The organism is Paraburkholderia sp. CI2 (assembly GCF_014201055.1).
In the GTDB taxonomy this organism is placed as follows: domain Bacteria; phylum Pseudomonadota; class Gammaproteobacteria; order Burkholderiales; family Burkholderiaceae; genus Paraburkholderia; species Paraburkholderia tuberum.
On the sequence record NZ_JACHDL010000004.1, the window covers coordinates 177,140 to 194,626 of the forward strand.

The window sequence follows — 17,487 nt, forward strand, 5'->3', positions numbered from 1 at the left end:
CACTCACCTCTTGAGCGTCCAGCGGCCGGACATCGGTCCGCCGGCACATGCCCTCGCGCATGCGCCCGACCGTGCTCGATCGCCAGTGTTTTGCCTGTTTGAACCAACCACAGCACCCTGGCGACATCAGGGGCCATTCGTTTTTTTGTTCAGGTGTCTGGAGGAGATAAGCAATGAAATTTCGCGCGATCATGGGCGCTCTGTGCGCTGCGGGTCTGATGTGTGGCGTGTCGGCCGTGCAGGCCGCCGAGTCGATCGAAGTGCTGCACTGGTGGACTTCGGGCGGCGAATCCAAGGCCGTCGGCGTCCTCAAGGACGACATGACGAAGCAGGGCTACACGTGGAAGGACTTCGCGGTCGCGGGCGGCGCTGGCGCGGCTGCCATGACGGCACTGAAGACGCAGGTGATCTCGGGCAACGCACCGAGCGCCGCGCAGATCAAGGGTCCGCTGATCCAGGAGTGGGCTTCGCAGGGCGTGCTGGTGCCAATCGACTCGGTCGCGGGCGACTGGAAGAAGAACCTGCCGCCGGAAATCGACAAGATCATTCGCGCGGACGGCCACTACGTCGCCGCTCCCTTCTCGGTGCACCGCGTGAACTGGCTGTACATCAACAAGGCAGCGCTGGACAAGGCCGGCGGCAAGGTGCCGACCACGTGGCCTGAGTTCTTCGCGGTGGCCGACAAGATGAAGGCCGCGGGCATTCAGCCGATCGCAATGGGCGGCCAGCCGTGGCAAGACCTGACGCTGTGGGAAGACGTCGTGCTGTCGGAAGGCGCGGACTTCTACAAGAAGGCGCTCGTCGACCTCGACGAGAAGACGCTGACCTCGGAAAAGATGGTTCAGGTGTTCGACACGGTCCGCAAGATCCAGGGCTACTTCGACGCGGGCCGTACGGGCCGTGACTGGAACCTCGCCACGGCCATGGTCATCAACGGCAAGGCCGGCATGCAGTTCATGGGCGACTGGGCGAAGGGTGAGTTCACCAACGCTGGCAAGAAGTCGGGCACGGACTACATCTGCGCGGTGGTGCCGAACACCGACAAGGCTTATACGTTCAACGTCGACTCGTTCGTGTTCTTCCAGCAGAAGGGCCAGAAGGCCGCGACGCCGGGCCAGCTCGCGCTCGCGAAGACGATCATGTCGCCGGCGTTCCAGGAGCAGTTCAGCCTGTACAAGGGCTCGATCCCGGTGCGTCTCGGCGTGCCGATGGACAAGTTCGACGACTGCGCGAAGAAGTCGTACGCGGATGAGCAGATTGCGATCAAGGCCGGCGGTTATGTGCCGTCGCTCGCTCACGGCATGGCTCAGCCGGATGCCGCGGCAGGCGCGATCTCCGACGTCGTCACGAAGTTCATGAACTCGCAGGAAGATTCGAAGACCGCGGTTCAGGCTCTCGCGAAGGCAGCGAAGACCAAGTAAGCGTCAGTACGAAGTGTTGCGCCCGGCGGCTTGCATCCGAAGCACCGGGCGCGCCCTTCGGGCCGTGTCGAGTCGGACCTCGAGCTGCTTTCGTTCGCAGCGCAGTCCGGCGCCACCCGGCTCACCCTGGTTTCATGGAGTCACACCCATGACTGTCGCGGTCCCGCGCCATGCGTGCACGGGCAGCCCGACGGCACAGTTTCAGCAGGAGTCGAGTAGTGACTGCTTCCATCAGCGGGAACGGGAAAACGGCCACCGTCACCCGCCGCACGTCGCCCATGGCGGCCCTTGCCGATCGCTATATTCCGAAGCTGGTGCTCGCACCCAGCGTCTTGATCAGCCTGATCTTCGTGTATGGCTTTATCGCAATCACCGGCTATCTGTCGCTGTCTACTTCGCGGCTGATGCCTCGTTGGGAGTTCGCGGGTCTCGACCGCTATCGCGAACTGTTCCAGAACGACGTGTTCTGGACTTCGGCCGCGAACCTCGGCTGGTTCGGCATTCCGTTCATCGGTATCTGCATCGGTCTGGGTCTGTTGCTCGCGATCCTGCTCGATCAGCAGATCCGCAACGAAGGCGCGCTGCGCGCCGTGTTCCTGTATCCGATGGCGCTGTCGTTCATCGTGACCGGCACCGCGTGGCAATGGATTCTGACGCCGAGCATCGGCATCGAGAAGGTGTTTCACGACTGGGGCTGGACGAGCTTCTCGTTCAACTGGCTCGGCGACCCGGACAGGGCGATCTTCTGTATCGTGATCGCGGCGGTCTGGCAGTCCACCGGCTTCGTGATGGCGCTGTTCCTCGCCGGCTTGCGCGGCGTCGACAGCGAGATCTTCAAGGCCGCGCAGATGGACGGCGCGAACCTGCCGACCATCTACCGCAAGATCGTGATACCGAGCATGCGGCCGGTGTTCTTCTCCGTGCTGCTGATCCTTTGTCACATCACCATCAAGACGTTCGACCTGGTCGTCGCGCTGACCGCCGGCGGTCCGGGTACGTCGACGTCGCTGCCGGCCATCTTCATGTACACGTTTTCGTTCAACCGTGGGCAGCTCGGCGTCGGCGCGGCATCGTCGATCATGATGCTCGCTACCGTAGTGGCCGTGCTCGTGCCGCTGATGTATCTGGAATCGAGGAGCACCCGCAATGCAGCCTAAGATGACGATTAGCCGTGCCGTCATTTACGCGGCCCTGGTTCTGTTCGCGCTGTACTTCCTGTTCCCGCTGTACGTGATGCTGTCGACGTCGTTCAAGGACATCGACCAGTTGCGCACCGGCAACCTGCTGACGCCGCCGACGAGCTGGAGCTTCGCGCCGTGGCTCAAGGCGTGGAGCGGCGCGTGTACGGGGGTGCGTTGCGACGGCATGCAGCCGTTCTTCATGAACTCGGTGCGCATGGTGATTCCGGCCGTGCTGATCTCGTCGATCATCGGCGCGTTCAACGGCTACGTGCTCACGCACTGGCGGTTCCGCGGCGCCGATCCGATCTTCACGATGCTGCTGGTCGGCTGCTTCATTCCGTTCCAGGCGATCCTGCTGCCGATGGCGCGCCTCGAAGGCATCCTCGGCCTGGCGAACACGGTGAGCGGCCTCGTGCTCGTGCACGTGATCTACGGTATCGCGTTCACGACGATGTTCTTCCGCAACTTCTACGTGAGCGTGCCGGCTGAACTCGTGAAGGCCGCGCGGATCGACGGCGCGGGTTTCTTCACGATCTTCACGAAGATCCTGCTGCCGGTGTCGCTGCCGATCTTCATGGTGTGCCTGATCTGGCAATTCACGCAGATCTGGAACGACTTCCTGTTCGGTATCGTGTTCTCCGGCGTCGATTCGATGCCGATCACCGTGGCGCTGAACAACCTCGTCAACACCTCGACCGGCGTGAAGGAATACAACGTGGACATGGCCGGCGCGATCATCGCGGCGCTGCCCACGCTGCTCGTCTACATCATTGCCGGACGTTACTTCGTGCGCGGCCTGACCGCGGGCGCGGTGAAGGGCTAAATCACCCTGGAGCGACGGCGTTTCACCGAACGCGTGCCGTCGTCGCCTGACAAGACGTTTTCAAGCAGTACCAGAGACTAGAGGATTCACAGCATGGCAAGCCTTTCCATCCGTGACGTGTACAAGACCTACCCGAACGGGGTGCCGGTTCTGAAGGGTGTCAACATCGACATCGAAGACGGCCAGTTCCTGATTCTGGTCGGCGGCTCAGGCTGCGGTAAGTCGACGCTGCTCAACATGATTGCCGGTCTCGAAACCGTGACCAAGGGCGAGATCCAGATCGACGGCAAGACGGTCAACAACCTGTCGCCGAAAGATCGCGACATCGCGATGGTGTTCCAGTCGTACGCGCTCTATCCGTCGATGACGGTGCGCGACAACATCTCGTTCGGCCTGAACATCCGCAAGGTGCCGAAGCAGCAGCAGACGCAGATTGTCGAGCGTGTGTCGAACACGCTGCAGATCAAGCATCTGCTCGATCGCAAGCCGGGTCAGCTGTCGGGCGGCCAGCGTCAGCGCGTCGCGATGGGCCGCGCGCTCGCGCGCGATCCGGTGATGTTCCTGTTCGACGAGCCGCTGTCGAACCTCGACGCGAAGCTGCGCATCGAGATGCGCTCGGAAATCAAGCTGCTGCATCAACGCCTCGGCACGACGATCGTCTACGTGACGCACGACCAGATCGAAGCGATGACGCTCGGCGACCGCATCGCGGTGATGAAGGACGGCATCGTTCAGCAGTTCGGCGCGCCGCAGGAAATCTACGACTCGCCGTCGAACCTGTTCGTCGCGGGCTTCATCGGCGCACCGCCGATGAACTTCATCGAAGGCAAGCTGGTCGAGCAGGGCTCGGGCGTCGGCATCGAACTCGATACGGGCGTCGCGCGCAAGGTGCTGGTGCTGCCGTTCGATTCGGCGAAGGTGCGCTCGCACGTCGGCAACAACGTGATTCTCGGCCTGCGTCCGGAACGCATCACCGATGCGCGCGGCGCGCACGGCGACGACTCGAAGCTGCAGCCGGTCGAAGTGAAGGTCGACGTGATCGAGCCGACCGGTCCCGACACGCTGGTGTTCGCGCAGATCAACGGCAAGCGCGTGGTGAGCCGCGTGCACCCGGCGTCGAACCCGCAACCGGAGAACAATGCGACGCTGCTGTTCGATACGTCGAAGGCGGTGTTGTTCGATCCGGCGAATGAAGAGCGGATTGCGTAAGTCGTCGCCTAAGCGCTGAATCCGTCGCTACAGAAAAGCCCCATGCGTTGAATTGCGCATGGGGCTTCTGTTCTTTTGCGGGCGTTACGCCGCCTCGGGCAAACGCAAGTCCGGATTGTTGCGCGCGAGCTCGCTGACCCAATCGATAAACGCGCGCAGCCGCGAACTCAGATTGCGGCGATGCGCATACAGAATCGACAGCGGTGTACCGGGGCTCGTGTAGTTGCCGAGAATCTCCGTGAGCGCGCCTTGCTCGATCAGCTCGGCGACCATGAAGCGCGACGGCTGGATGATGCCGTGGCCCAACACAGCCGCCGTGATGTACACCGAGCCGTCGTTGACGGCGAGCGTGCTATCCATCGCGACGCGCTCGATTTCGCCGTCCACTTCGTATTCGAACGGGAAGGTCCTGCCGCTGCGCGCGGACACGTAGTTGACCGCGCGATGCTCGCCGAGCTCCGCCAGTGTGGTCGGCGTGCCGAACTTGCGCAGATACGCGGGCGATGCGCACGTGACGATGCGCGCAAGCCCGATGCGCTTCGCAACGAGGCTCGATTCTTCGGGCGTGCCCATGCGGATGACGCAATCGACGGCGTCCTGGATCAGATCGATGTTGCGGTCCGCGAGACCGAGGCGCACGTCGATCGCGGGGTATTGGGCGTAGAAGTCGTCGAGCGCGGGCAGCAGCAGCGAGCGCGCGAGCGTGCCGGAGGTGTCGACGCGGATCGTCCCGGCCGGATTCTCGCGCTTGCTCGACAGCGACGACTCGGCATCGGCGACGTCGGCGAGAATGCGCACGCAGCGCTCGTAGAACGATGCGCCGTCTTCGGTCACGCTGACCTGGCGCGTCGAGCGGTTCAGGAGCCGCACGCCGACGTGTTCCTCGAGCGCCTGGATCGTGCGGCTGACCTTCGCGCGCGGCAGATCGAGCGATTCCGAAACCTTGGTGAAGCTGTTCGCTTCGACCACGCGCGTGAAGATCTCCATCGCTTCGAAACGGTCCATGGTGTGCCTTGTGGGTGGTGAGCCAGAAGAAGGGCGGGACAGGTTTGCGACACGACAGGAAGTCTACAGCCAGCAAAACAGCTTGTCTGCCGGGCCTCGTTCGCGCGCAACTGCCACCGCCGCTCGTGGCTCAATCCCGCTCCGGCGCGCCCAGCGGAAATAACGGCCGGTAGGGCCGCGCCTCGTCGACCGCGCGTGCGAACGAGGGCCGCGCGAGCAGCCGCTGCCGGTACGCGCGCACGTGCGCGAACGCGGGGTCGATCGGGTGCGTCCAGTCGGCGTAGAACAGGAACGGGGCGGCGCCGCAGTCGGCGAGGCTGAAGCTGTCGCCGGCGGCCCATTCGCGCTCGGCCATGTGACGGTCGAGCCATGCGTACGAAGTGTCGAGCAGCGCGCGCGCATCGGCGACGCCACGCCGGTCGCGCTCGGCTTCGGGACGCAGGCTATCGAACACGACTTTTTGCTGTGGAGTCGAAATGTAGTTGTCGAAGAAGCGGTCCATCGTGCGCACCTCGAGCGCGGCGCGCGGATCGGCGGGCAACAGCGTGACAGGCCCCGGATAATGCAGGCCCAGATATTCGATGATGATGCTCGCCTCGACCACCGTGCGCCCGCCGTCGACGAGCACCGGGAAGCGCCTGATCGGCCACAGCGCGGCCAATTCGGCCATGACCTTCGGGTCGTCATGCGCGAGCACGCGCATCTCGAACGGCGTACCGTTTTCGTACAGCGCGGTGAGGGCCTTCTGGCAGTAGGACGAGAACGGATGGGCATAAAGCAGCACGGGCATCGCGATCACCTTTGACGGTTGCACAGCACGAGTACGCAGTGACGACGAGAGCCACACCGCGCGACGGCCGGGCTGGCCGTTTACCCCACGACGAACGACGGCCGAAAAAATCGACCTCAGACCTTTGCGCTCGCCCCATGCGGCGGCAACGACCCCGGCTGCAACAGCACGACCACCGCACCGGCGCCGCCGTCATGCGGGCGCGCCTGACAGAACGCGATCACTTCGGATTTCTGCACGAGCCAGGCGCGCACCTTGCCCTTCAGCACCGGCTCCTTGCCGATCGACCCCAGACCCTTGCCGTGAATCACGCGCAGGCAGCGCAGGCCGCGTTTGGCCGATTCGCGGATGAATTCCGCGAGCGCCTCGCGTGCCTCTTCGCGCCGCATGCCGTGCAGGTCGATCTGCGCCTGCACGATCCAGTCGCCGCGCCGCAGCTTGCGCACTACGTCGCGGCTCAAGCCGGGGCGGCAATACGACAGCGTTTCGTCGGTTTCGAGCAGCACTTCGGGGTCGAATTCGTCGGAGATCGCTTCGTGCAGCACCGCCTCCTCGTCGAGCAGCGTCTGCACCGGCAGCGGCGGCGGGGGATTGCGCGTGAGCGTCGCGCGCGGCGGAATCGCGAGCGGCGCGACTTCGCCGATCTCGCGGCGGAACAGATCGGCGTCGGCGGCCGCTTCGCGCTGCGCCGCTCGCGTCGCCGCCTGTTCGCGCTCGCGCCGCTCGGCTTCGCCCTTCAACGCTTCACGCAACGCACCGAGTCCGGCGAGCCCCGATGCGCGATCGAGCTTCGGGGCGACGGCGGGCGCAGCCGTTGCGGGCGCGGGACGCGTGGCGGCTTGCGGGCGTTTCGGTTCGTTCGGATGGGGCTGATTCTTCGGCATGTCGGCAATACAGGCGGAAAGGTCGGTCGGTGGTGCTGCCAACGCGCTCGACGCACATTGACAAAGCGGCAAAAACGACAAAGGCCGCCGGCATTTCAGCCGCGGCCTTCGTGAGCCAATGACAGCAGCGCTGCGCCACCGTCATTTTACTGTCGCGCCCGCTTGTCGGGACTTCGTCTCGCCATACGGCAGCGCGGCGCGGATCAGCGGTCCGCTTCCGCGCTCATCGCGTGCTCGCCGGCCATCTCGTTGATGGTCTCGAGATAGCGCTGCGCGTCGAGCGCGGCCATACAGCCGGTGCCCGCGCTGGTGATCGCCTGGCGATAGACGTGGTCCTGCACGTCGCCCGCGGCGAACACGCCCGGCACGCTGGTCGCGGTCGCGAAACCGTTCAGGCCGCCCTTCGTGATGATGTAGCCGTTCTTCATCTCGAGCTGGCCTTCGAAGATGTCCGTGTTCGGCTTGTGGCCGATCGCGACGAACAGGCCCTGCAGCGCGATGTCAGTGGTCTCGCCACTCTGCGTGTGCTTGATGCGCAGGCCGGTCACGCCGGAGTTGTCGCCGGTTACTTCTTCGAGCACATGGTTCCACTTGATCTCGACGACGCCTTCCTTCTCCTTCGCGAGCAGACGGTCGATCAGGATCGGCTCGGCGCGGAACTTGTCGCGGCGATGGATCACGGTCACCTTCTTCGCGATGCCGGCGAGGTACAGCGCCTCTTCGACGGCCGTATTGCCGCCGCCGATCACGGCGACGTGCTGCTGCTTGTAGAAGAAGCCGTCGCAGGTCGCGCAGGCCGACACGCCCTTGCCCATGAACGCCTCTTCCGACGGCAGGCCGAGATACTGCGCCGATGCGCCCGTCGAGATGATCAGCGAATCGCACGCGTATTCGCCCGAATCGCCGATCAGGCGAATCGGCTTCTCATCGAGCTTCGCCGTGTGGATGTGGTCGAAGATGATCTCGGTATTGAAGCGCTCGGCGTGCTCGAGGAAGCGCGCCATCAGTTCCGGGCCTTGCACGCCGTTGGCGTCGGCGGGCCAGTTTTCGACGTCGGTCGTGGTCATCAGCTGGCCGCCTTGCGCGATGCCGGTGACGAGCACCGGCGCGAGGTTGGCGCGCGCCGCGTAAACCGCCGCCGTGTAGCCGGCGGGACCGGAACCGAGAATCAGAACCTTGGCGTGTTTCGTTGCAGTTGCGGGCATGATCGAATCCTTGTACGGCGCGCGGCTCGCCGCTGCGTAGCCGTGCGTTTTTGAGCTGAAACTGTAGATGGGTATCAGTCGGGCATTATAAAGGGCGGGGCGTGCCGCTGCGCCATCAAGCTTTCTGATCGCCGCGATAGCGTGGCGGCGTGGGCGCTCGGGGCGAGCCCGCGGCGCGATACGACGAATTCAGCGCGCCTCGCGCATGCGTCTGTGGTCTGTGGTCAAACAGCCAGGTTACCGTCATTTACAGCCTCGCGCGGGACACAGCGTTTACAATAGCCCGGATCGAAGTTTCCGGTAGCCGGGATCGGGCCCGAAGCCGTGCGCGGCGAGGCTCGGGCCGCGTTCCCGGCGGCAGTTTCAGCCTGAACCGGCTACCCCAGGCAACAGGATCAATGGCAAAAGCTCCCTATACCGCGAGCGCGCAGGCATTGCCGCACCGCATGTCGCGCCTCTTCACCGAAATCCGCTGGATTCTGCAGGTGGCCCTCGGCGTGTTCCTGCTGATGTCGCTCGTCAGCTACAGCAGGCACGACCCGAGCTGGACCCATGCCGCGCAGGTCGACCATATCTCGAACTGGGCGGGCCGCGTCGGCGCGTGGACTTCCGACATCCTGCTGCTGCTGTTCGGCCTGTCCGCCTACTGGTGGATCGTGCTGCTCGGCCGCCACATCTCCGCGAACTACAAGCGCATCACCCGCAACGAAGAGCCGCAGGACGACGACGCGCCGCGCGGCGTCAGCTGGCTCGCGGACGCGTTCGCGTTCATGCTCGTGCTGCTGTCGTGCAACGGCCTCGAGGCGCTGCGCATGTGGTCGCTGAAGGTGCAGTTGCCGCGCGCGCCTGGCGGCGTGATCGGCGAGGCTGTCGCGCGCGGCATCTCGCATGCGCTCGGCTTCACCGGTGGCACGCTCGCGCTGCTGCTCGGTCTCGGGATCGGGCTGTCGCTGTACTTCCGTTTTTCGTGGCTGTCGGTCGCGGAGAAGGTCGGCGAATCGATCATTTCCGCGGTGACGTTCGCGAAGCTGCGCCGCGAGGCCGGGCTCGATCGCAAGCTCGGCGAAGCGGCCGCCGTGAAGCGCGAAGGCAAGGTCGAGAAGGGCCGCGTGCGCATCGAGGAGCACGAGCCCGTAGTGATCGTGCCGCCGCTCGCCACGCCGGCGAAGTCGGAGCGTGTCGAGAAGGAACGCCAGGTGCCGCTCTTTACCGATCTGCCCGGCGACTCCACGCTGCCGCCCATCGCGCTGCTCGATCCCGCGCCAGCCGCGCAGGAAACCATTTCCGCGGACACGCTCGAATTCACGTCGCGCCTGATCGAGAAGAAGCTGAAGGACTTCGGTGTCGACGTGAGCGTGGTCGCCGCGTATCCGGGGCCCGTCGTCACGCGCTATGAAATCGAGCCGGCCACGGGCGTGAAGGGCAGTCAGATCGTTAATCTCGCGAAGGATCTCGCGCGCTCGCTGTCCCTCGTGTCGATTCGCGTCGTCGAAACGATTCCGGGCAAGAACTACATGGCGTTGGAGCTGCCGAACCAGCGCCGTCAGACCGTGAGCCTGTCCGAAATTCTCGGCTCGGCCGTGTATGCGGATGCCGCGTCGCCGCTCACGATGGGTCTCGGCAAGGACATCGGCGGCAAGCCCGTGTGCGCGGATCTCGCGAAGATGCCGCATTTGCTCGTCGCCGGCACGACTGGTTCGGGCAAGTCCGTGGGTATCAACGCGATGATCCTGTCGCTGCTGTACAAGGCGAGCGCCGAGCAGGTGCGCATGATCCTGATCGATCCGAAGATGCTCGAAATGAGCGTCTACGAAGGCATTCCGCACCTGCTGTGTCCGGTCGTCACCGACATGCGCCAGGCGGGCCACGCGCTGAACTGGGCGGTCGCCGAAATGGAGCGCCGCTACAAGCTGATGAGCAAGGTCGGCGTGCGTAACCTCGCCGGCTACAACAACAAGATCGACGAAGCGGCCAAGCGCGAAGAGAAGCTGCCGAATCCGTTCAGCCTGACGCCGGACGATCCGGAACCGCTGACGCGTTTGCCGAACATCGTGATCGTCATCGACGAACTGGCCGACCTGATGATGGTCGTCGGCAAGAAGGTCGAAGAGCTGATCGCGCGGATCGCGCAGAAGGCGCGCGCGGCCGGCATCCATCTGATTCTCGCTACGCAGCGTCCGTCGGTCGACGTGATCACCGGCCTGATCAAGGCCAACGTGCCGACCCGTATGGCGTTCCAGGTGTCGTCGAAGATCGACTCGCGCACGATTCTCGACCAGCAGGGCGCCGAGTCGCTGCTCGGCATGGGCGACATGCTCTATCTGCCGCCAGGCAGCGGTTTGCCGGTGCGCGTGCACGGCGCGTTCGTGTCGGATGATGAAGTGCATCGCGTCGTCGACAAGCTCAAGGAGCAGGGCGAGCCGAACTATATCGAGGGCATTCTCGAAGGCGGCGTTAGCGGCGAGGGCGACGAAGGCTCGGCGGGAACCGCGTCCACCGAAGGCGAGTCGGACCCGTTATACGATCAGGCGGTCGACGTCGTGCTGAAGAATCGCCGCGCGTCGATTTCACTCGTGCAGCGGCATCTGCGCATCGGCTACAACCGGGCGGCGCGTCTACTCGAACAGATGGAGAATTCGGGCGTGGTGTCGGCGATGTCGTCGAACGGCAATCGCGAGATCCTGGCGCCGGCGCGCGAGGCGGAATAGCCGCAACGAGCCATGGCGGCCATCGCGAGCGACGCCGCGTGCACCGTCCGGTGCGCCATTGCGGCTCGACGCCGGGCCAGTCAGGCTGTGTTCAGCGAGTGCATCGAGCCGGCGCAGCCCATCACCGAATTCATTCAAGGGAGAAAAACCTATGCAAGCAATCGCGCAGCAGGATGCCCGACAGCGTCGAGCGGGCCGCCTCGGCGAGCGCGTGTCCCGCGGCATGCGCAAGATCGCGCGCGCCGTGGGCAGTGTCGCGATCGGTGCGTCTCTGTTCGTCGCCTCGCACGCATTCGCGAGCGGCACCGAGCAACTGAAGGCATTCATCGCGCAGGTCCATTCGGCGCGCGGCACCTTCGTGCAGCAGGAAGTGCGCGCGCCGAGCAAGGCGCAGGGCGCGGCGAGCGGCGCGCTGTCCACCGCGAACCCGGCCAAGCCGACCACGTCGAGCGGCACGTTCATGTTCGCGCGGCCCGGCAAGTTCATCTGGCAATACGAGAAGCCCTACTCGCAATTGCTGCAGGCGGACGGCGACAAGTTCTACGTCTACGACAAGGATCTGAACCAGGTGACGGTGCGCCCGCTCGGCAACGCGCTCGGCGCAAGCCCGGCGGCGATCCTGTTCGGCAGCAACGATCTGGACAAGAACTTCTCGCTGCGCGACGCGGGCGTGAAGGCCGGCATCGACTGGCTCGAACTGACGCCGAAGGCGAAGGACACGCAGTTCGAGCGCGTCGGCATCGGTTTCAAGGACGGCAATCTCGAAGCGATGGAATTGCACGACGTGTTCGGTAACGTGACGCTGCTCACGTTCTCGAACATCCAGAAAAATCCGCAACTGCCGCCCGATGCATTCAAGTTCACGGTGCCGAAGGGCGCGGATGTGATCAACGGATAAACCGCGCGGTAGGCGCCGACACTGGCGCCTTTGCAAACGCCCGCGAAGCCGCGCTTGTCGAGCGCGGCTTTTTATTTCGCGCGGCGCGTGGATTGCTTAGGGATGCGCGCCCGGCGCCGCGACGAACATTAAATCGTCGTACCGGCAGACGTAATGATTTAGTGCGAGACTGGAAAGAGCGGCATTGCTCATGGGCTGGAGTTGGCGCGTCCGATCATTTTCCGGGATTGGGTACGCAATCTCTAACAATTTTTTTGCTGCAACGCAACAAAATAACGCCTAAACTGATCGAATCTGGGTTGTCGCTTCAGATGTCTGGAAAGGTGAGGCATGTCATGAGATTGTCTTCTTCACACGATTCACGCTTGTCCCCATCCCTCCATGTGTTCCAGCAGGAGGGCGGGTGGCATTGGGGAATAACGGTTCCGCGCGCGGCCGGAAGTGGTTTCAAGGTCGTTGCATATAGTGAAAAAACCTTTATCGATGAGGCCGAAGCCCATCGGGAAGGCAATCGCGCGCTTGAGCGTTTCGCCGATACGCCGGCGGTTCCGCTTGAACGGCAGTAAGGCGGTCAGGTTATCTAACGTATCCGGCAGCCCGTTATTTGGGTTTTCGAGCGGGAAACGCAAGAATTACCGCCGGTGATAATTTAATATGCAACCAATTGCATATTTTTTTGACTTCCGAAAAATCGTAGCGATAATGTCTCGTTTCGAGATATCGCATTTATTTTGACTTTCGCGGAATATGAAACCACCCACGCGCTAAGCGTGGAACTGGACGGCGTAAACTACGCCGGAACTTATCGCGTCATGACGGGCACCGTCGTCGTCCATTTCGCGAACGAGAGCAAATTCGCCTCGTACGCGCCGAATCGGCCGGAGACCGTCGCCCGTTGGCTGCTCACGGATCTGTGTCGCAAGGCCGAATCGCGTCGGCGCAAAGCGGCGAAAAAATAGCCCGCGGCGCGCCCTGTGATTGGCCGTTCGACGGTCACAAAAAAAGGCCTGCATTTGGATTGCAGGTCTTTTTTATTTTGTGACAGCTGCGTCTAATGCAACGCTCTGAGGGTGACGCGCTCACGCATACGCGGTCTTGCGCGCCGATACGAACGCGTAATAGCACACCGCGCCGATCGCAAGCGACGGCAGCGTCGCGCCGACATTCGGTAGCCATTGATTGATCACCTGGTACGAGGCGATGCCGATCGCCCAAGCGACGAACGCGCTCAGGTGCCAGCCGCCCGAGAAGCCGTAGCGGCCGCGCACATCGGCGAGCACCGCGGCGTCGACGCGACGCTTGCGCAGGATGAAGTGATCCATCAGCACGACGCCGAACAGCGGCGCGAATACCGAGCCGATCAGCAGCAGGAAGTTCTGGTACTTCGCCATCGGCACGAGCAGCGCGATCAGCGTGCACAGCGCACCGAACGCGGCCGACAGCAACGGCACGCTCGCGCGTGTCCAGAACGTGCCGGTCGATACTGCGGCCGAGTGGATGTCGGCGAACGCATTGTCGATTTCGTCGATCAGAATCAGCAGCAGCGCAAACCCGCCGCCCGCTTGCGCGAGCGCGCCGGTCAGCAATGCATCGCCGCCGCCGGCCGCGAGCCCGTAGACCGCGCCGAGCGCATAGAACCAGATGTTCGCGATGCCATAGCCGTATAGCGTGCCGCGGAACGTCTCGCCGGCGCGGCGGCCGAAGCGCGTGTAGTCGGCGATCAGCGGCAGCCATGACAGCGGCATCGCGACCACGAGGTCGACCGCGCCGCCGAACGACATCTCGCCGGTGCCGGGACGACGCATCAGGTCCGCGAGATTGTGGCGCGCGAGCAGGTTCCACGTGAGCCACGCGGCGCCCGCGAGCAGCAGCCAGATCCCCCACTTGCGCAGAAAGCGCCGCACGAACGACAGCGGGCCGCTGATCGCGAGCAGCGTCGCGAGCACGCCGAAGATCACGGTCCACACGAGCGGCATCGACAGGCCGAACGCCTGTTTCGCGAGCGCATCGGCAGAATCGCGCATCACGATCACCTCGAACGAGCCCCAGCCGACCAGTTGCACCATGTTCAGCACGGCCGGCACCGACGCGCCGCGCACGCCGAGCGTCGGACGCAGCGACGACATCGCCGCGAGCCCGGTGTCGGTGCCGATCACGCCCACGAGCGCGAGCAGCACGACGCCGATCACGCTGCCGAGCACGATCGCGACGAGCGCATGCGGCAGCGACAGCCCCGGCACCAGCAGCGCGCCCGCCTGGGCGACGAGCAGGCCGATGCCGAGCGAGAACCACAGCGCGAACGCGTCGCCGGTGCGAAACGCGCGGCGCGCGTCGGGCACCGGCGTGAGCGGCGCGTAGGTGGAGCCGGCGTCGCCGGCGACGGAATCTTGAGCCATCTGATGTTCGTTCCTGTTGGTGGTGCTGTGATTCTTTGCGTTGCCGGCGCCTCGGGTCGGCCATCGCTTGGCCGCCGTCACTGTCATAATGCAGGACGTTGCCCGCGTTCGTGCCTGTGTTTCCGGCCGGACGCGGGCTTTGCGCTTGTCCCGCGAGGCGCTGCTCCGAAGCGGTGCGTGCCCCGGAAAGCCGAGATTATCCCCAAAACGTCATGTTTGAAGAAACCCGTGCCAATGTTCCGCTCGCCGAACGCCTGCGGCCACGCAATATCGACGAAGTGATCGGCCAGTCGCATCTGCTCGGTCCGAACAAGCCGCTCAGGGTCGCGTTCGAATCGGGCGAGGCCCATTCGATGATCCTGTGGGGCCCGCCGGGCGTCGGCAAGACCACGCTCGCGCGGCTGATGGCCGATGCGTTTCATGCGCAGTTCATCGCGTTGTCGGCGGTGCTGTCGGGCGTGAAGGATATCCGCGAGGCGGTCGAAACCGCGCAGATCCATCGCGCGAACGGCCATCAGACGCTGGTGTTCGTCGACGAAGTGCATCGCTTCAACAAGAGCCAGCAAGACGCGTTCTTGCCGCACGTCGAGTCGGGCCTGTTCGTGTTCGTCGGCGCGACGACCGAGAATCCGTCGTTCGAGGTCAATAGCGCGTTGCTGTCGCGCGCCGCCGTCTACGTGCTGAAGAGCCTGACCGACGACGAACAGGGCGAGTTGCTCGAGCGCGCGCGGAACGAACTCGGCGGCCTCACGTTCACCGACGAAGCGCGCGCCGCGCTGATCGGATCCGCCGACGGCGACGGCCGCAAGCTGCTGAACAACCTCGAGATCGTCGCGCGCGCGGCCGCCCGGCAGAAGACCACCGAAATCGACGGCGCGTTATTGGGCAGCGCGCTCGCGGAGAATCTGCGCCGCTTCGACAAGGGCGGCGACGCCTTCTACGACCAGATCAGCGCGCTGCATAAATCCGTGCGCGGCAGCAACCCGGACGGCGCGCTGTACTGGTTCTGCCGCATGCTCGACGGCGGCGCGGACCCGCGCTATCTCGCACGTCGCATCGTGCGCATGGCGTGGGAAGACATCGGCCTCGCGGACCCGCGCGCCGCGCGCATCACGCTCGACGCCGCCGAAACCTACGAGCGTCTCGGTTCGCCCGAAGGTGAGCTCGCGCTTGCGCAGGCGATCATCTATCTGGCGGTCGCGCCGAAATCGAATGCCGGGTACAACGCGTACAACGAGGCGCGGCGCTTCGTCGGCAAGGACCAGTCGCGCGCGGTGCCGGTGCATCTGCGCAACGCGCCGACGAAGCTGATGAAGGAACTCGGCTACGGCCACGACTATCGCTACGCGCACGACGAACCCGATGCGTACGCGGCGGGCGAAACCTATCTGCCCGACGGCATGCGCGAGCCGCATTGGTACGAGCCGACACCGCGTGGTCTCGAAGGCAAGATCGGCGAGAAGCTCGCGCGCCTTGGCGAGCTCGATGCGCGGTGGCGCGCCGAGAACAAGCCGAAGAAGGCTTGAGGCGTTTCACCTTTGCCGGTGCGTTAAAATCGCGTTTTCATACAACGAACATCCGTCCCATCCCATGCTCGACATCCAGTTGCTGCGCAAAGACCTCGACGGCGTCGCAAAGCGCCTCGCCGACCGCGGCTATACCCTCGACGTCGCGGCCTTCACCGCGCTCGAAGCGGAACGCCGCGATACCCAGACCCGTACCGAAGAACTGCAGGCGCGCCGTAACAGCCTGTCGAAGCAGATCGGCGCGATGAAAGGACGCGGCGAAGACACGTCGGCGGTGATGGCCGAAGTCGGCGGCATCGGCGACGAGATGAAGGCGTCGGCGGTCAAGCTCGAAGACATCCAGAAGCGTCTGTCCGATCTGCTGCTCGACGTGCCGAATCTCGCGCACGAAAGCGTGCCGGTCGGCAACGACGAAGCCGGCAACGTCGAAGTGCGCCGCTGGGGCACGCCGCGCCAGTTCGACTTCGAGGTCAAGGATCACGTTGACGTCGGCACGCCGCTCGGCCTCGACTTCGAGACCGGCGCGAAGCTGTCGGGCGCGCGCTTCACGATGCTGCGCGGCCAGATTGCGCGGCTGCATCGCGCGCTCGCGCAGTTCATGATCGACACGCACACGCAGCAGCACGGCTATACCGAGATCTACACGCCGTACATCGTCAATCCCGACATCCTGTACGGCACGGGCCAGCTGCCGAAGTTCGCGGACGATATGTTCCGCGTCGAAAAGGGCGGCGGTGAACACACGGTCACGCAGTACCTGATCTCGACCTCGGAAATTTCGCTGACGAACACGGTGCGTGAGAGCATCGTCGAAGCGGACGCGCTGCCGATCAGGCTGACCGCGCACTCGCCGTGCTTCCGCTCGGAAGCGGGCTCGTATGGCCGCGACACGCGCGGCATGATCCGCCAGCATCAGTTCGACAAGGTCGAGATGGTGCAGGTCGTAGCGCCAGGCGCATCGTACGACGCGCTCGAGCAGATGGTCGGCCATGCGGAGGCGATTCTGCAAAAGCTCGAACTGCCGTATCGCGTGATCACGCTGTGCACCGGCGACATGGGCTTTTCCGCAGCGAAGACCTACGACCTGGAAGTGTGGCTGCCCGCGCAGAACACCTATCGTGAGATTTCGAGTTGCTCGAATACCGAGTCGTTCCAGGCGCGACGCATGCAGGCACGCTTCCGCAACGCGCAGGGCAAGCCGGAGCTCGTGCATACGCTCAACGGCTCGGGTCTCGCGGTGGGCCGCACGCTCGTCGCGGTGCTCGAGAACTTCCAGAACGCCGATGGCTCGGTGACGGTGCCCACGGCACTGCGGCCTTACCTCGGCGGCGTCGAGCGGCTGCAAGTGCCGGCGGCCTGAGCGTCGCCGATGCGCGCGCAGGCGCGGTGTCGTCGCGTGTCTGACGATGGATGCCGCGAACGGCATCGAGGTCCCGCGAAA

General features: G+C 64.4%; 15 protein-coding genes. 9 read left to right on the top strand and 6 right to left on the bottom strand.

Features of this window, described 5'->3' with window-relative positions; all coding sequences use genetic code 11:
- Positions 1-173 precede the first annotated feature (173 nt).
- The 4 genes from HDG32_RS08195 (at position 174) to HDG32_RS08210 (ending at position 4,634) form a co-directional block, all read left to right on the top strand.
- Complete coding sequence (locus HDG32_RS08195; RefSeq protein ID WP_184065374.1) at positions 174-1,421, top strand: ABC transporter substrate-binding protein; 1,248 nt, start codon at positions 174-176, stop codon at positions 1,419-1,421.
- Positions 1,422-1,639: 218 nt separating this feature from the next.
- A complete protein-coding gene (locus HDG32_RS08200; RefSeq protein WP_184065377.1) occupies positions 1,640-2,578 on the top strand; it encodes a carbohydrate ABC transporter permease in 939 nt (312 codons plus the stop codon).
- Entirely contained in the window at positions 2,568-3,425 is an 858-nt protein-coding gene (locus HDG32_RS08205; protein WP_167368627.1) for a carbohydrate ABC transporter permease, read from the top strand. Before HDG32_RS08200 ends, HDG32_RS08205 begins: the two co-directional genes overlap by 11 nt.
- Before the next feature lie 93 nt (positions 3,426-3,518).
- Positions 3,519-4,634 carry an ABC transporter ATP-binding protein gene (locus tag HDG32_RS08210; protein WP_184065380.1) on the top strand — a complete coding sequence of 372 codons (1,116 nt, stop codon included), beginning with the start codon at positions 3,519-3,521 and terminating at the stop codon, positions 4,632-4,634.
- A gap of 84 nt (positions 4,635-4,718) precedes the next feature.
- On the opposite strand, the gene HDG32_RS08215 is transcribed toward HDG32_RS08210, so the two are convergent.
- The 4 genes from HDG32_RS08215 to trxB form a co-directional block, all read right to left on the bottom strand.
- Positions 4,719-5,639 (bottom strand): LysR family transcriptional regulator, encoded by a 921-nt coding sequence (locus HDG32_RS08215; protein WP_184065383.1) that lies wholly within the window; start codon positions 5,637-5,639, stop codon positions 4,719-4,721.
- 130 nt (positions 5,640-5,769) lie between these two features.
- Entirely contained in the window at positions 5,770-6,429 is a 660-nt protein-coding gene (locus HDG32_RS08220; RefSeq protein WP_184021154.1) for a glutathione S-transferase family protein, read from the bottom strand.
- A gap of 116 nt (positions 6,430-6,545) precedes the next feature.
- Entirely contained in the window at positions 6,546-7,313 is a 768-nt protein-coding gene (locus HDG32_RS08225; RefSeq protein WP_184059794.1) for a Smr/MutS family protein, read from the bottom strand.
- A 203-nt stretch (positions 7,314-7,516) separates the two neighbouring features.
- Positions 7,517-8,518: a thioredoxin-disulfide reductase gene (gene trxB, locus HDG32_RS08230; RefSeq protein WP_184065386.1), complete on the bottom strand. Its 1,002-nt coding sequence runs from the start codon at positions 8,516-8,518 to the stop codon at positions 7,517-7,519.
- Between the two features lie 398 nt (positions 8,519-8,916).
- Between trxB and HDG32_RS08235 the strand changes: the two genes are divergently transcribed.
- A complete protein-coding gene (locus HDG32_RS08235) occupies positions 8,917-11,226 on the top strand; it encodes a DNA translocase FtsK (protein WP_184021169.1) in 2,310 nt (769 codons plus the stop codon).
- A 151-nt stretch (positions 11,227-11,377) separates the two neighbouring features.
- Positions 11,378-12,124 carry an outer membrane lipoprotein chaperone LolA gene (gene lolA, locus HDG32_RS08240; protein ID WP_184065389.1) on the top strand — a complete coding sequence of 249 codons (747 nt, stop codon included), beginning with the start codon at positions 11,378-11,380 and terminating at the stop codon, positions 12,122-12,124.
- 359 nt (positions 12,125-12,483) lie between these two features.
- Here lolA and HDG32_RS37205 read toward each other — a convergent pair whose 3' ends face one another.
- Entirely contained in the window at positions 12,484-12,753 is a 270-nt protein-coding gene (locus tag HDG32_RS37205; RefSeq protein ID WP_184065392.1) for a hypothetical protein, read from the bottom strand.
- A gap of 141 nt (positions 12,754-12,894) precedes the next feature.
- Here HDG32_RS37205 and HDG32_RS08250 point away from each other — a divergent pair, with 141 nt between their 5' ends.
- Positions 12,895-13,083 (top strand): hypothetical protein, encoded by a 189-nt coding sequence (locus HDG32_RS08250; RefSeq protein WP_244144826.1) that lies wholly within the window; start codon positions 12,895-12,897, stop codon positions 13,081-13,083.
- Between the two features lie 120 nt (positions 13,084-13,203).
- On the opposite strand, the gene cytX is transcribed toward HDG32_RS08250, so the two are convergent.
- Positions 13,204-14,520: a putative hydroxymethylpyrimidine transporter CytX gene (cytX, locus tag HDG32_RS08255; RefSeq protein ID WP_184065395.1), complete on the bottom strand. Its 1,317-nt coding sequence runs from the start codon at positions 14,518-14,520 to the stop codon at positions 13,204-13,206.
- A 212-nt stretch (positions 14,521-14,732) separates the two neighbouring features.
- Here cytX and HDG32_RS08260 point away from each other — a divergent pair, with 212 nt between their 5' ends.
- Entirely contained in the window at positions 14,733-16,046 is a 1,314-nt protein-coding gene (locus HDG32_RS08260; RefSeq protein ID WP_184065398.1) for a replication-associated recombination protein A, read from the top strand.
- Positions 16,047-16,110: 64 nt separating this feature from the next.
- Entirely contained in the window at positions 16,111-17,406 is a 1,296-nt protein-coding gene (gene serS / locus HDG32_RS08265; RefSeq protein WP_090803484.1) for a serine--tRNA ligase, read from the top strand.
- The last annotated feature ends 81 nt before the right edge of the window (positions 17,407-17,487 follow it).